The following is a 14,855-nucleotide window of genomic DNA, read 5'->3' on the forward strand; positions in this document are numbered from 1 at the left end:
GATACGGCGCCCAGCATGGCATCAAAGCAGTTATATCACCCTGATAAATATCCTGTATTAGCTCAGGTTTCAATTGCGTGTATTTTTATGGCGATCTAAAAGTTAATTTCTCTTCATTTAAATAATTAATGATATCGGTAATTTTCCGCTATCTGCTTATATGGTCTTAATACATCAAAACTCTTTGTATTCTGTACTTCAAAGGTAATACGGATAAAGAAAAATATAGCATAATGCACATATCACATTAATATCACATCCCTATATCAGTTATTTAACTAATTGAAATACAGGTTATTGTGTTGATTTGATAAAACTATTAAGAAAAATACTGTCCCTAATTTCCATAGTTTATCTTGTACTTTATCTTTTACATCTTTTTATGATAATACTTTTCTTTAATATGGTTTGTATTTTGTTAATAGTCATATTAATGTGTGATATCTTTGTGATATAAGCTTTTTGTTTCCTTTTGAGAAATTATTACAACATTTGCAACGAATTAATTAAAATGTTTATTAATCATCAAAAAAATTAGAAAAATGATTTTAAAATCACAGACAAAAATAAGCTGGAAGGCATTGGTTCTATCAGCTTTGGTGTGTGGATCGTTGTATTCCTGTAAGGAAAGCAAAGACAGTGTAGCGGCCAGTGGTAAAGCTAGCGTCAGCATTCATTTACTTGGCGTAGAAAACCCGGTTGTTACAAGTAAGAAAGCAAGCAATGGGGGAAGCATTGGGAATACAGCCCAAACTCAGGTAATTCCGTTGACAAGCTCAAGTTCTTTTGAAGCAACGTTGACAAGCAAGTCCTCCGAGGCTAGTAACCTGTTGCGGTCCTCGTCGGGAAACCGTGCCGCAGTTTCCGAAGAGAGAACACCCTTAGCAGCTAATGTCAAGTACAAGATCGTGGTGTATAATGCAGATGGGGATTATGTAACAGAAAAGATCTACACAAATTCTGTTGACAATAATAGTGAAATCACATTGGATGCTGAAAAGACCTATACTTTTGTAGCCTATTCAATCAATAGTACGGCAACAGTTCCAGGGGTGACTGCACAGAACGAACTCGTTAATGCCAGCCTGGATAACATCAGTGCAGATCTGATGTACTTTAAGAAAGATTTAACAGTTCATTCAGGTGAGAATAATCTTGATGTAGTACTGAAACATCAGTATAGTGAGGTAACAACCAATTTAAGTATGGCAACTGAAATGACTGGAGCAATAACAAGCTTGGTTACGCCAACGATAGACCCTACGCATCCGAGTGCAAGTTTAAAATTAGCAGATGGAACGATATCCTATAATGGCAGTACTACAACCACTGCTGTACAATTTCCAGCTTTGGGAGCGGGCTTACGGACTGTATCGAGTATCCCTACACTGTTAATTCACCCTGGCGCTAACAATGGAGTATTTAGTTTTGGATCAATAACTATTGATGGAGAGACAAGATCTAATGTAGGCGTTGCTGGGTTACAGATTATACCAGGTCAACGTTATAACTTAAACCTAAACTTCAAAACTTGTACAGAGTCAGTGACAGGAGGTGCGGATCTAAACTGGGATTATCCTGCTTCTGGATCAGGTGCCAATGTCAATGGTACATTTGTTCCTAACGGAAACTTAGTTACACAGACATTGACAGCACCAGGTGCTGATTATGGATTTGTGTTTGATATTCTTCAATTGGACAACTCCTTTAATATGGAAGTGAACGGAGTAAAACTTGCGACACAAGAGATTCAGTTTGAGAATGGAATCGCTATAGCTCCACGAAATGTTCAATTTGCAGATGGATCGCTTTATGGTTCCGGAAGCATTCCACAGGTCTACTCACTTACAGGTACTTCCGCAAATCCGGTTATTCGTGTGGTCATTAGCCGTTCCGGTGAAGTATCTATGTATGGTAGTAAAAGCAATGGGGGAGAATTGTTTCCGTTAGTGTTGACACAAGGCTCTTTCAATACCGTGCCATGGAGCTCTACTTCAAATACTGTGAAAATTACCCAAATTGTACAGGGAGCGACCAAAATGGTTGGTGCTGGAAGTGGAAGAAAGAAAGTTGCCTGTGCACCATAGGCAGCGACAAATTTCAGCAAGTATTTAAGTAGTGTATAAAATTAAAAATATGAAAACAGATCAGTCAAAAAATATATATGTCAGCCCAAAAATAGAGGTGACAAATGTCGAATTGGAACAAGGTATTGCTGCTGGTTCAGCTGCACCAGCAGATACTTTTAGTAATGACCCACAACAATCATGGGATAATGCTGATGATGATAATCGTACCATCGACTGGTAATGTATCCGAACTAATTATTGTTTAATTCATCTTAGTTGCTCGACAGGTTTTAATAACTCCTGTCGAGCTTTTTTATGAGATAGCATAGAGATTTTAAACTGGATCCTCGCACAAATTCAGTTCAAATAGACTTCGAAAAGTCCTAAATCAGGGAAAAAGACAGTCCTTCTTTCATAAGACGGACTTTCTTTTTAGGGGTGGCGGCCGTTTTCTGAATTCTTATATTTAAGTTATTTACTGTTTTATTTTCATTAAAGTGTTGTTTATCAGTTTTTTATAAAGTGTGATATGAATGTGAAAGGCGGTTTTTTTTGATTCATTCTTTTAATGCAAATATTTGTCAGGCAGAATAAGACAGTACAATTTATTTCAGGTGCCGCTGGATAAAAGCATTCAAAAATATATTGTTGAGAACATTTTGATGCTTGTTGTCGCATTATTGCCCGTACCTAATTTGTGTGAAGGTCCGTGCTAATATAGTTGGATTTAGTCTATGGGTATCAATTTCGAGCTGTCGATTTTAATTGCTATTTCCTCAAAGAGATAAGCAAAATCGGTAGCTAGTGGTTGAAGGAATTTATCTCCAAGGGCGGAAATATGGAAATGAAAATTTACTAAATAATGATATATAATGGAAAGGAATAACTTCAATAATTTAATTGCTTTAGCGAAAAATAATAGCGCTGAATTTTTGACGCTGTTCAGCGAGATCTATCCCGATTTTGTTGTCTCGTTAAAGACAATAAATCCGAAAATCCGTAGTAGTGAATTAGAATTTTGTGCCCTGACCTTTTTGAATTTCTCGACCAAAAATATCGCTCAATATACTTTTGTTACGATACGTGCCGTACAGGTACGTAAAAATAGATTGCGCAAAAAGTTAAATATCGCTTCCGATATTGATTTTAATTGTTGGATGCGCGAGCAGACTCAGCGAATTCCAATGATTGAACAAGAGCAAATAGCTATTGAGACTATTTAGCAATGTGGTAAATATTAGACTTTCCTACTTCAATTGAATTGTTCAGTAATATTAAAGAAAATTTTAAGAGAAGATTATTTGTTTGCTAGAACAGTATTTCAACCTCTACATTGAATTTTGTGGTAGACATAAAAGGAGAAAGTGTTAATATAATTTGAAAACAAAAAGTTTTTCACTATTTCTATTTTATTTTGATCCATTTCAAGTTAATAAATGATGCTTAGTTTTTATGTGATACCTATGTGATAGGTCATTTTTCATCGATTGTATTTCAAAATCCTAATCTTTGTTCCAAATAATTAATTTGATTTTGCTATTGCTTAAGGCTGTGCAAATCGAAGGTTTAATAAATGATCAATCTAAAACAATAAGCTGTCAGAAAGATTTACGCCTAATAAAAGCTAACAAATAAATAGTCATGGAAACAAAAGATCAAAAGAAAAGTTATATTCCTCCGATTTTGAGTATTACAATCGTAGAAATGGAGCTGGGAGTTGCTGCTGGTTCTGCACAGGTTTCCCAGGGAGGATCGCCATTGGAGGATGATTATCTGAAGTTAGAGGATTAGACAATTCGGGATGAAAAATGTATTATGGAGATGGTTTGATATCTGGTTAATGATATAAAAATCTTAGATTAGTAGCGCAATACTTTAAGGCTGGAGGGAGCTTTAAACTGTTGTGATTCATAACTATCTATCACAATTGATGACCTACCAAATGAGAAAACAACTTCTTTTTTTTATTTTATTATTATTTACGTTTAAAGCAATCGCTGGCGATGACAAGAAGCAAGAGATTGATTCACTCTTAGCGAAGTCGATGGAATTTGCTAGTAGAGGAGATTTGGTGACCTATATAGAAACGGCGATTAAAGCGCTTAATTTGGCCAATGTTGCCAACTATGATGAAGGAAAAGCAAAATCTGGCTCTTATATTGCTGAAGGTCTTGTGACTGTAGGCTTATTTAAGGAAGGACTGAAGCAGCTGGATCGTATTGAAGCCACGGACTTCTATAAGAATGAAACTTTTATGCAATCAGAAGTCCATCGGTTGCGGGGAAGAGCATATGGGGGGCTCATGCTTCATCAGCAAGCTATTCGGGAGTTCCGTTTGCAACAGGAGGTGATCAAAAGGCTGACTGGCGAAATAAAAGTAAAATCCTATCAGTTTAACTACGAAAATTTAAGCGCTGCTTTTCGACGTATGGGACAACTTGATTCTATGCAAAAATATACCGAATTACAATTAGAGAATCTAAAGGTCTTTGAAGAGAAAGATGCAGCCATGCGTTATCAGATAGTGTATGAAAACCTGGGAAGTTTATATGTTCAAAAAGGCGATTTAGTGAAGGCGCAACAATACCTTGACAAATCCCTGGAACTCATGAAGAAATATAAAATTCCAGTTGTTCTAAATACCTATGGTGCTTTGGGTCTTTTGGAGAAACAAAGAAAAAACTTTAAAAAAGCTGCGGCTTTTTATGAAGAGAGTCTAGTAAAAAAGCGGGCGGCCGGTAGTAGAATTGGAATGAAGAATTCATATCGGGAGTTGGCTGATTTTTACCGAACAAATAACTTGGACAAAGCCAAAGCTGATCACTATGAAATGGCCTTTAGCCGACTCAATGATTCTTTGGAAAATGAAAATAGACAGGTTGTCGATCAGGTGCTCAATCAGATTTTGAAATTAAAAGATCAGGAATCTGACGCAAAGGTGTCAAAATCAGTTACCATTTCAATAATTGCTTTGGTAGTGCTCACTATCGCGGTCACTTTTTTTGTACGGCGATCTAGGCACAATCGTAAAGTTTTGGGACAGAAAGAAGAGGCTCTACAGGAGACAGAAACCATCAACAAGGAATTGACAGAGCAGATCGGAGAAAATAAATTCAATAATCTGAATGAACTAGCTAAAAGTAATAATCCGGAGTTTCTGACTTTGTTTACTGAATTGTATCCGGAGTTTATACAGGCGTTGAAATCACGTGATTCAAATCTTAGAAGCACAGAGCTGGAGTTTTGCGCTATGGCCTTTCTTAACTTTTCAACAAAAAATATTGCAGAATATACGTTTGTGACAGTTAGAGCAGTACAGGTTCGGAAGAACAGATTGCGTAAAAAATTTGAAATCCCTTCGGATGCGGATTTTAATAACTGGATGCGCGGACTTGCGGAAAAGGTATATTAAGAACGCAGGTCAGTCGATCAGGCATCTTATCAACCATTTATATTTCTATCCAATCTGTTTCAATAGATGGCAAACCGCTTGAAACAAGTTATATCACGCATCGGCAATTGATGTCGGGTGCGACGTTGGTATTCGAAATGGGGAACAAACCTGGGCCAGTATGGTATAAGAAATAAGTTGTTGCAGTAGCACTGTTTTAATTTAAAGCGTTGCAAAAAGTTAATGGCTTTTTGCAACGCTTTTAAATGGTACTGCCCGTTTAAACATGAACAATCCTTCCACTTCCTCCAACTACTTTTATTCCACTAGGGAATGTTTTCCAAAAATGGATGTAATGAAACTTACTTTCAAAGTCTTGACCACTGTAATTTCCTTTTAATTCCAAGGTCAACGTAATCACTGCTGTATCATCTATGATGTTTAGATGTTCAACATGGGGAATAAGCTCACGGATTTTTAAATTACCGTCACGGTAACTCTGTAAATCCATTTCCTTTGTTATGACGTCTCCGCTTGGAAGGACAAAAAGCAGATCATCGTGCAGCAGTTCTTCAAGCACGTTTATATTACTTTCCTTGATCGCTTCATAAAGTCTATTTTCCTGATCTAAAATATCTGTTTCTATCATTGGTTATTATATTTTTAGCGTCCAACTTCAATGATTTATTTTTAGTCCACTACTAATTAAATAAACTTTTAAAGAATAACTCTCCTCATACTCCTGTTGCATAAATGGATAATTGCTGTGTACCGAAACTGCTATTAAATGGTAGATTGATAATTTGAAAGTGGCAACTGCGAAAAAGATATTAGTCCAGGCCCTTCTAAGGCATTGTATAACCTTTGAATATCACTTTCCTTAGCAATTTGGTGTATTAACAAGGTGTTATTTTCCATAGAAACACAGCGTACATTATAACGATGTAAAATTTCCCAGATGTTTTCATTTGTGTCAAATGATATTTTAAACAATGCAGCATTTAAAACAGAACCAAAAGTGATTGTAACATCCAGTACATCGGCTATTTTTTTAAGATTGAGTAGTGTATTATCGATTAAGATTCCAGGCATAGCTACCTCAATCGTTATCAATACTATTTCCGGAATATCTGTACGGGATTGTGAAATGGTCTCAATTTCTAATCCTAATTGATACATTGTTGAAATGATTTCTGGTAGTAAATCACGTTGATTTTTGCAATTCAAGGTGAACAATTTAGAGGTCATATTTTTCTTTTTCATAACATGGAATCAAAAAAAAAGCTTCCCAAATTTTTTGGGAAGCTTTTTATAATATTATTTATTTTTAAATATCTTACAAAGTATTAACCTCCCATTTTGAACAAAAAATGACGATGACCACGACTGTAGCGTTAATCAAGATGTTAATATTAATCTGTCCTAGATTGTTCATTATGAAAGTGTTTTCTTTTGTGTTTTTACAAAGAAAAGAAAATATTTTTATTATCCAATTTTTATTAATGCATAATTGTTTTTTTTGATGAGGCAAGTCCATAGCACATATGAACCAATGGATTAAGTTTTTTTGTTTGTGGGTGTAATCTAATAGTTGCAGTTTCTTAGAAATTATAACTAACGGTTTTGCTTTAGTAAATCATTATTATAATGATGAAAGTCATGTTTAATATATCAAACGATATGTTTTGCATATTGTTTATCTTGACTTGATACTTTTGTGAGTAAAAGCATATAAAATGAAGATTCTAGCAGGATGTTATGTATTTAATGATATAAATAAATTAGTAAGTTTTCTTAATGGTAAACGATAATTCTGAAGATTGAATAAATAAAAAAAGCCGATCTACTTACGCAAAACGGCTTTTTTTATTTATTTAAACTCTTGGCGCATTTAAAAAAGATATCATTTACTGTAAGCAAGTAATGTAATATTTCATAGCATACATTGAAATGATAAAACGCAATATATTAATTTATGAATTTATAACTCAAGCCTAATCCAACACGAAGCCCAGTCCAATCAATTTTACTATCTCTCATCTCACTGCTTTTACCAGGGATTTCAGCATTATAACCAACACCAAGGTTAGCACCCAAAGATTTTATGAAATTCCACTGCACACCAACATAAGGTGTAATGGAAAAACCCGTTGATTTGGATTCAACAATATGCTTTTTATCAATTTCCTTTCGACCTGATTGCGTTTCATAATATCCATCTGAAGTAATATTATTGAATGTTACTGCAGGAGAAATCTCCGCAAAAAGGGATAGATTATTCTCATGTCCTTGATTGGTTTGGAAGAAATAATTTCGATATAAAGCTCCGATACGATAAGCATTTGCATTCAAATTATAAGCAATCGCGCCGGAATAATCCGAATAAGCCAATCGACCTCCTGTTGATAAATAAGTGACATTGATCCCGTAGTCACTATTTTTAACGGAATATGTCACTTCACCATAATTGGTATAATGATTTGGGAAATTGTCGGTAACTGAAATAGGTACGGGATAATCTAATTTAATTCCGCTTTGAATGACATTCAAGAATGAACTCATTTCGGACATTTTATAATTACCAATGCCAAATCTATAGCCAAACCCAATTTGCGCCATTGAGGTTATAGTCATCAGTAACAATGCAATACTTAATATTAGTTTTTTCATAATTTTTAGGCTATTGGCCAATATTGACATAATTGTTGTTTAGGATAATATTATTGTTTAAAAGTCTCGCTGCGAAAGGATGGAAGTAAAGGCCTGTCGTCAGGCTAAAGACAATACTGCTATATTTACTATCCATAACATTAATAAGCGAATTAGAAGAGAAATTCTCATCTTTAAATAATATTTTTCCAGTGAATTTATCAAAACATATAAATTCTCCAGGCACCTTTTTAATTACTTTTAAACTTGGTAATTCACAAATTGAAAAATAATTATCAAAGGATTGAAGAACAACCTGATCTTGAATTAATGGGTGAAATTCAACAGCGTTTCTGGTACGGCTCCCAGTTTTTTCGGCTATTACTGTATATTGATCATTTTCATATCTATAAATTTTGTACCAACCATTATTATAGCTCCCAGAACTTGTGGTATACCTGCCGTCTTCGGAAATACCAGGAAAGAACTGTCCATTGGCTTCTCTTTTTTTACTCAACAATTTACCAGAGTTTAAATCATAAATTTCATAGTCATATAAATTATTGTTACCAACAAGGATTTTATCATCATTGGTCAAATAATAGACTGGAAAATCATCGCTAACATAAGTTCTAATTTTTTTGCTGAAAGTAAAATCTGAGTACACTTCGATTTTTGGCTTAGTTTCATAAACATCGCTTCTTAAATGAACTGCAACTTTTCCCGTCGCTTGAGAAACTTTAAAAGAACTGATATAATAAGGATATTGGACAAGATCTGGATTTTTACTTTTCAAGACAAGGTCATCAATTCCAAAATTTCGAATTCCAAAACCATTTTTATTACTTCTCATAGAAAGGATTAATTTGTTTTTAACGTCACCTTCAACCAAGATAAGATGCGCATTGTCTACTTCGGGATCGCCGTATTTCTGCTCCTTAAAGTAGTTGATAATCTTCGGATATTTAGCATAATCCCATGTGTCAGCTTTTTCTGGTAAGATATACAATTCATAATACTGTTCTTCTTGAAAAGGGAATGCTGGTCTATATACTTCAGCATTATTTTTACCTAATGGTATGGTTAGTACATTTCCCTTCCATACGAGAACGTATTTGTTTTCAATGCCATCAGGATGGGTCCATTGTATATCCAAACTTAGGTTTTTTAAGGTCTTTGTCTTGAAATAGTTGCTTGTGAAAACTTTATATTGTACAGAATAAAAATCTTCTTTTGGTGGAACTTTGTTACCCCTATATTTTGTAATTATTTTATATGTTTTAGCTCCGTAGGAATAATCATCATCGATAAAACTAGTTTTGCTAGGATCTGTAATTTTATTAATAAAAATCTGATCTAAATTGTCGAAATTATAAATTTCATAACTTTCAATTTCGGCTCCTTCAAGATTTGGCTTGTTCCAATAGATTTCTAATTTCTTAGAAGAATTAATCCGTTGGTTAATGTTCAAATTTATCTGGGGATTTACATATTTTATTGGATATATAAATTCAAAACTTGATTTCTCTTCGCCTAAAACTTCAGCTAAACTTCCATTTCCTGAAGAAAGATTTACTTTTACTTTCAGTATATCAGAATCGTTTCCTGTAAGATCTGAGGGATCTAAATGCAATACTTCCTTTTCGCCAACAATCAGTTTATTATTAAGATAAAATTCTTGTTTAGTAACAGCTCCAGGAGCGGCATTGATCGTATACATTAGATCGGTTGCACCATAGATGTAAATAGTTTCACCATTAGGCACGTCCGCGACATTCATGGTGACCTTTACATTCTTGTCAGGTTGTTTAATTTCATGAAAATTCAAGTCTTCACTTTCATATTTACAGGAAATAAGACATAATAAATTAAAACATATGTATAATTTAAAAATACATAGTAAGTTCTTGCGACGCATATAGATTAATTGATGGTTTTTATTTGTCGCCAAAAATAACTAAAATTATTTAATACCTTAAGTCTCTTTTTAATAAAATTTCATTTAGTGATTATAAAAACACTTTAGCTTTAGAATTTTTCTGATCGATCGATTTCTGATTGGATTCAAGAATAGGTTATAAATTGTCAGGTTTCTGACTTTTATTACATATTATGAATGCCTTCAAATTTGGAACCTGAAATTTCCGCAAGAAATAATGTATTGACAGTCTCATCATTCAGAAGATGATAACTAATTATTCTTGTACTGCGTCAATTAAAATGGCAAGTTGTATACATGGCTTGTCAGAGCGGTTGCTCCAAGCGTGGTTCGTTCCTTTCTGAATGACAATGTCTCCCGCCTTTAAAAGGGTTTCACCTTCTTCCATGATCAGATAAAGTTCTCCTGAAAGGATGATGATGTAATCCAATGTGGAGGTCTGATGCATCATCGGATGGGGCTGTCCAATTTTTACATCTACACCAAGCTCTTTGTCAGGAGGTATAGAGACATAACGAAAATACGTTCCGTTTTTTGGCGTTTCAGGGAAACCCTTATTGGGGATCTGCATTTCATAATCCAGGCTGGCAGGCATCTGTTGCGTATTCCAAACATCTGATATCACCAAATTGGGAAAATGTTCTACAGCATTTGCTACAATTTTATCTTCAAGGATCACAGACTTTCCGTTTTGGATTCCGGTGACGATTCTTCTTGGTATTTTATTCATGGATCATTATTAATTTATTTCCCTTTGTCTGGTTGTTTTTAAGCATACGATGAGCTTCCAGCACTGTTTCAGTGGAAAGCTTGCCTACAATTTTATAACTTGGCGGACTTATGGTTCCGTCTTGGATCATTTCCGCAATACGCTGGAGATTATCTTTGTAGTATGCGTAATTTTTGGTCATGCTGTGTGCATAATTGGAGATATTCAATATGCTACTTCCTTTATTAAAGAGCGTTTCACGGGATTTTGTGGTGTTCATAAAAGTAACATCAACATAGGTTCCATTAATTTTTAGCAATTCCGCTGTAATTTCGGCAATCTCGTTTCCAACCAGATCGATTCCGATATCAAAGGTTAGATTGTTGTTTGCTTTAAGCAGATTATCTCTTAGATTAGGCAGTTTATAATTGACGATCTGATTTTCCTTTAGTCCCATATTCAAGAGCAGTTTAGTACTATCCTCACTACCTACAGTAGCCATGATATTATTAATTTTATGCGCCACTAATATCTTGACAAGAAACGAACCGACTCCTCCAGTAGCTCCCGTAATCAGCATTGTGTCCTTCGGACTGATTTGGAGCCGATTAAAAATTTGTAGAGCAGTTAGCGCCGCCGATGGTACTGCCGCTGCTTCCTCAAAGGAAATTCGCTTGGGTTTTACAGCAACAATAGCTTCAGGAACTGTAATAAATTCAGCATATGTACCATTGCTGCCCATTGATCCACTAGCACAGAATACCTCATCACCGATTTGAAGATCAAGTACTTGAGCACCCTTGTCCACTACGATTCCTGCCAGTTCTCGTCCCAATATCGGTGAACTGATCAGTTTTCTTTCATGTTCATTTTGCAGCATCTGGTAATCGATAGGATTAAAACCGCTCGCTTTTATTTGGATCAAAACTTCATGGTCTTTCGGTATTGGTTTAGGAATAGATCCATCTTCCAGCTGACCCTGTTTATTGAGTATAACTACTTTCATGACGTGTTTATTTTATACAAAGGTATATGCAGAATAGTTTATATTTGCCACTAGTTAACTGTTGGTAACTAGTAACATGAAGGTAACTATTATGGCAAATATTATAGAGAATGGTGTAGAAAGACCGGCGACATGTACAGAAGAGCTTTTTGCCATGCGCGACAGTCTCGATGTATTGGGAGGTAAGTGGAAACTGATGATTTTGCGTTATCTGACCAACAGAACGGATCAACAAATTCATTTTAAGAAATTGCAAAGAGGGATAGAGGGAATTTCAGCAAAAATGCTTACGAAAGAACTCCGAGAGCTTGAAATCAATTTACTGATTACAAGAACCATTCAAGATACCAAACCCATTACGGTCATTTATGCTGTAACAGAATACGGGAAATCAGTATTTCCGGTGACCGAGACGCTGGTAAACTGGGGTTTGATCCATAGAGATAAAATTAAAAATTCGTTGTAATAAAATATCCTATTCCCTTTCCCCGTCGAATGGAAAAGGAAATAGGATATTTAAAGTTGTTAAGTGATCGATCTACTTATGGAGTAGCTGTCAACAGGATGACTACGCTTCTTCTGTTATTTTCTAAAACAGGATTTAATCCGATATTCATTAAGAAGTCTCCTGATAGGATCAGGTTTTCAGCGATCGTGTTATCGTCTTTATTCAGGTTTATTTCTTGGACTTTGTACGATTTATTCGGATCTAAACCTTGCCATTTGATCGGTTTAGTGATTTTAAAAACATGGTTATAAAAGGTGAGGTAATTGAACATCACTGCTTTACTTTTATCGCTGTTTATGTAGGCAAGACTAGCATAATTATTTTCTCTAGGATTAGAAAAGCGATAAAGATCACCATGCCACACGATATCTTTGATATTATCGTATGTTTTGACGGCTTTTTGTGCAAAGCTTAGTTCTACCGGACGCAGTTCTTCTAAATTTAGATCAAAACCCATTTTTCCCATCATGGCTACATCAATTTTAAATTTAAGATCTTGTTTGCCAAAAGTGGTGACATGGTTTGCACTTCCTATTGCGGGAAAGAACAGGGAGTTTTCATACTGCATAAAGATCCGATCGTAAGGATCCGTGTTGTCACTTGGCCAATATTCACTAAAGTAATTTAATGCACCGTAATCGATACGCCCACCACCACCAGAACAAAGCATCATAGGAAGTTTCGGATACTTGGCGCGGAATCGTTCTAGAATTTTGTATAAGCCCAGGGTGTAGTCAACATAGAAATTATTTTGGTCACTTTGGAAACTCGAGTATGCATTGTATATCACAGCATTACAGTCCCATTTGATATAAGCTAAAGAAGGATTTTTCTGTAATAATTGATCAAGAGTGTTGAAGACAAAATCTTGTACTTCGGGATTGGATAAGTCCAGCACGAGCTGATTTCTAAAATAATATTCAGGTCTGTTTGTCTGCTTCACCACCCAGTTTGGTTTCTTTTCATAAAGTTCACTTTTGGGACTTATCATCTCAGGTTCTACCCAGATACCAAATTTCACACCCACTTTATCGGCGTCTTTTGTGATTGAGGCAATTCCATTGGGTAGTTTTTTCTTATTCTCAGTCCAGTCTCCTAATGCAGATGTGTCCGCATTTCGGGGATATTTATTTCCAAACCACCCATCATCTAACAGGAAAAGATCAACACCTAATTTTTTGGTGTTTTCAAGCAGATGAAAGATTTTCTTTTCATCAAAATCAAAATAGGTACTTTCCCAGTTGTTGAGCAAGGTGAGGCGTTCTCCGTTTCCATCAACCAGGCGGTTATTTTTTGCCCATCTATGAAAATTACGAGATCCTTCACCTACACCTTTCGTCGACAGCGTATAGGTGAATTTTGGGGTAGTGAAAGCTGTTTTAGGTTTTAAAGCATAATGCGATGCATAATTATTAATGCCTGCAATAATTCTTAAATTATCCTGCGGATCTTTTTCAAAATCAATTCTGAAGTTGCCGCTCCAATCCAACCCACCTAGTAAGACTGTTCCCTGTGTTTCATTCCATGTCTTATCCATACCAATGGCAAAGTAAGAACTCATCAACAAGTTGGTCCGGGTACCCAGTTTACTGTCCAGTGTTTTGATACCATGGGTAAGTCTTTCTGTTTCTGGTTGCATCTCGGCTATCCAGTCACCGTGATAGCTACGTAAGTAAAAATCGTCTGATTTCAGGTTAAGATTAGCCGAAGCAAATTTGGTTAGTTTTACATTTTTTTTCTCTTCATGCCGAATAACCGTCCATTGTTCAAAGATGTTGTCCTGATAATTTGCCTGATAATGTAATTCGACATAGAAAGGGTACAGTTCATCTTTCATAAAAATGGTGACATGCTGTTTGCCAGCAATACTGATATCATTTTTATGGTCGATATATTTAAGATCTAAAGATTGATTACCGTCGGCATGCTCGACGCTTATAGCAGGTTCAAGTAAGTTTCGGGTGCCCGAAGCCGAATAAGCAGATTGATACATACTGGTGTAGTCATGAGCCTGTTTATATTGCCTGGTTACTTGTGTATATTCATCGGCTTTTGACAGCTTATTTCCAAGGTAGACCATATTGACATCTTTGTTTTCTTCTACATTCAGAACCAGTGCGATGCCAGCAGTTTCGAGGATGATATTTTTTGTTGTCTTGAGTTGCAATTGCGTTTGTTGTGCACTACTATCAATAAAAATAGGGAGCAACAAAAATAGTAGCATAAATTTTGTCATATTGTTGGTTTAGGGTTCTGAAGTAATTAGCACTATTTAATTAAAGCCTAATGTATTCCATATCGTATTGATCGGATGCATCGGTGTGGACTATAATAAATAGTAACGTTTCAACTAAGATAGTGATTGCTAGATTGTTCTCAAAATGATCAATAATTATAATCAGAACTGCAGATTGTTTATTTTATTTTTTTATGGTTTGTAGGGTTGAGGCTTATGAATTTACCCAAGATATCAATGCCTGGGCAAAAGCGACATAATAAGTGGGTTATATGCTTTTACATATAATATATCATTATTTCATATTTTTATATGCTTATGCATATAATTTGATATTTTTTCTTATTT

General features: G+C 35.2%; 14 protein-coding genes. 7 read left to right on the forward strand and 7 right to left on the reverse strand.

Annotated features, from left to right (window positions below):
* Positions 1-542: 542 nt before the first annotated feature.
* From M2265_RS21970 to M2265_RS27040, 6 genes are all read left to right on the forward strand, one after another.
* Positions 543-2,087 carry a hypothetical protein gene (locus M2265_RS21970; RefSeq protein ID WP_132770687.1) on the forward strand — a complete coding sequence of 515 codons (1,545 nt, stop codon included), beginning with the start codon at positions 543-545 and terminating at the stop codon, positions 2,085-2,087.
* Between the two features lie 49 nt (positions 2,088-2,136).
* The gene (locus M2265_RS21975) at positions 2,137-2,310 is read left to right on the forward strand and encodes a hypothetical protein (RefSeq protein ID WP_165905916.1); all 174 of its coding nucleotides are present in this window, start codon (positions 2,137-2,139) and stop codon (positions 2,308-2,310) included.
* Between the two features lie 631 nt (positions 2,311-2,941).
* On the forward strand, positions 2,942-3,292 hold the full coding sequence (locus M2265_RS21980) for a helix-turn-helix transcriptional regulator (RefSeq protein WP_132770685.1): 351 nt from the start codon (positions 2,942-2,944) through the stop codon (positions 3,290-3,292).
* 418 nt (positions 3,293-3,710) lie between these two features.
* Positions 3,711-3,860: a hypothetical protein gene (locus tag M2265_RS21985; RefSeq protein WP_165905915.1), complete on the forward strand. Its 150-nt coding sequence runs from the start codon at positions 3,711-3,713 to the stop codon at positions 3,858-3,860.
* Between the two features lie 151 nt (positions 3,861-4,011).
* The gene (locus M2265_RS21990; protein WP_165905914.1) at positions 4,012-5,481 is read left to right on the forward strand and encodes a tetratricopeptide repeat protein; all 1,470 of its coding nucleotides are present in this window, start codon (positions 4,012-4,014) and stop codon (positions 5,479-5,481) included.
* 47 nt (positions 5,482-5,528) lie between these two features.
* Positions 5,529-5,657, forward strand: a complete 129-nt coding sequence (locus tag M2265_RS27040) for a glycoside hydrolase domain-containing protein (protein WP_413716347.1) — start codon at positions 5,529-5,531, stop codon at positions 5,655-5,657.
* 83 nt (positions 5,658-5,740) lie between these two features.
* On the opposite strand, the gene M2265_RS21995 is transcribed toward M2265_RS27040, so the two are convergent.
* The 6 genes from M2265_RS21995 to M2265_RS22020 form a co-directional block, all read right to left on the reverse strand.
* Positions 5,741-6,109, reverse strand: coding sequence for a nuclear transport factor 2 family protein (locus M2265_RS21995; protein WP_132770681.1), 369 nt, complete (start codon positions 6,107-6,109; stop codon positions 5,741-5,743).
* 134 nt (positions 6,110-6,243) lie between these two features.
* Positions 6,244-6,723 (reverse strand): hypothetical protein, encoded by a 480-nt coding sequence (locus M2265_RS22000; RefSeq protein WP_132770679.1) that lies wholly within the window; start codon positions 6,721-6,723, stop codon positions 6,244-6,246.
* A gap of 705 nt (positions 6,724-7,428) precedes the next feature.
* Positions 7,429-8,130, reverse strand: a complete 702-nt coding sequence (locus M2265_RS22005; RefSeq protein ID WP_132770678.1) for a hypothetical protein — start codon at positions 8,128-8,130, stop codon at positions 7,429-7,431.
* Between the two features lie 10 nt (positions 8,131-8,140).
* The gene (locus M2265_RS22010) at positions 8,141-9,937 is read right to left on the reverse strand and encodes a hypothetical protein (RefSeq protein WP_132770676.1); all 1,797 of its coding nucleotides are present in this window, start codon (positions 9,935-9,937) and stop codon (positions 8,141-8,143) included.
* Between the two features lie 367 nt (positions 9,938-10,304).
* The gene (locus M2265_RS22015; protein ID WP_132770675.1) at positions 10,305-10,778 is read right to left on the reverse strand and encodes a cupin domain-containing protein; all 474 of its coding nucleotides are present in this window, start codon (positions 10,776-10,778) and stop codon (positions 10,305-10,307) included.
* A complete protein-coding gene (locus M2265_RS22020) occupies positions 10,771-11,763 on the reverse strand; it encodes a quinone oxidoreductase family protein (protein ID WP_132770673.1) in 993 nt (330 codons plus the stop codon). The genes M2265_RS22015 and M2265_RS22020 overlap by 8 nt, the downstream gene beginning before the upstream one ends.
* A gap of 91 nt (positions 11,764-11,854) precedes the next feature.
* Here M2265_RS22020 and M2265_RS22025 point away from each other — a divergent pair, with 91 nt between their 5' ends.
* Positions 11,855-12,229: a winged helix-turn-helix transcriptional regulator gene (locus M2265_RS22025; protein ID WP_132770671.1), complete on the forward strand. Its 375-nt coding sequence runs from the start codon at positions 11,855-11,857 to the stop codon at positions 12,227-12,229.
* A 76-nt stretch (positions 12,230-12,305) separates the two neighbouring features.
* Here the strand turns inward: M2265_RS22025 and M2265_RS22030 are convergent, their stop codons facing one another.
* The gene (locus M2265_RS22030; RefSeq protein WP_207902439.1) at positions 12,306-14,507 is read right to left on the reverse strand and encodes an alpha-galactosidase; all 2,202 of its coding nucleotides are present in this window, start codon (positions 14,505-14,507) and stop codon (positions 12,306-12,308) included.
* Positions 14,508-14,855: the final 348 nt, after the last annotated feature.

This window comes from Sphingobacterium kitahiroshimense (genome assembly GCF_025961315.1).
Classification (GTDB): domain Bacteria; phylum Bacteroidota; class Bacteroidia; order Sphingobacteriales; family Sphingobacteriaceae; genus Sphingobacterium; species Sphingobacterium anhuiense.

Bases quoted from the DNA above. Each gene is read 5' to 3' on its own strand.
- M2265_RS21970 (WP_132770687.1), top strand. From the start codon at position 543: ATGATTTTAAAATCACAGACAAAAATAAGCTGGAAGGCATTGGTTCTA.
- M2265_RS21975 (WP_165905916.1), top strand. From the start codon at position 2,137: ATGAAAACAGATCAGTCAAAAAATATATATGTCAGCCCAAAAATAGAG.
- M2265_RS21980 (WP_132770685.1), top strand. From the start codon at position 2,942: ATGGAAAGGAATAACTTCAATAATTTAATTGCTTTAGCGAAAAATAAT.
- M2265_RS21985 (WP_165905915.1), top strand. From the start codon at position 3,711: ATGGAAACAAAAGATCAAAAGAAAAGTTATATTCCTCCGATTTTGAGT.
- M2265_RS21990 (WP_165905914.1), top strand. From the start codon at position 4,012: ATGAGAAAACAACTTCTTTTTTTTATTTTATTATTATTTACGTTTAAA.
- M2265_RS21995 (WP_132770681.1), bottom strand. From the start codon at position 6,109: ATGATAGAAACAGATATTTTAGATCAGGAAAATAGACTTTATGAAGCG.
- M2265_RS22000 (WP_132770679.1), bottom strand. From the start codon at position 6,723: ATGAAAAAGAAAAATATGACCTCTAAATTGTTCACCTTGAATTGCAAA.
- M2265_RS22005 (WP_132770678.1), bottom strand. From the start codon at position 8,130: ATGAAAAAACTAATATTAAGTATTGCATTGTTACTGATGACTATAACC.
- M2265_RS22015 (WP_132770675.1), bottom strand. From the start codon at position 10,778: ATGAATAAAATACCAAGAAGAATCGTCACCGGAATCCAAAACGGAAAG.
- M2265_RS22020 (WP_132770673.1), bottom strand. From the start codon at position 11,763: ATGAAAGTAGTTATACTCAATAAACAGGGTCAGCTGGAAGATGGATCT.
- M2265_RS22025 (WP_132770671.1), top strand. From the start codon at position 11,855: ATGGCAAATATTATAGAGAATGGTGTAGAAAGACCGGCGACATGTACA.
- M2265_RS22030 (WP_207902439.1), bottom strand. From the start codon at position 14,507: ATGACAAAATTTATGCTACTATTTTTGTTGCTCCCTATTTTTATTGAT.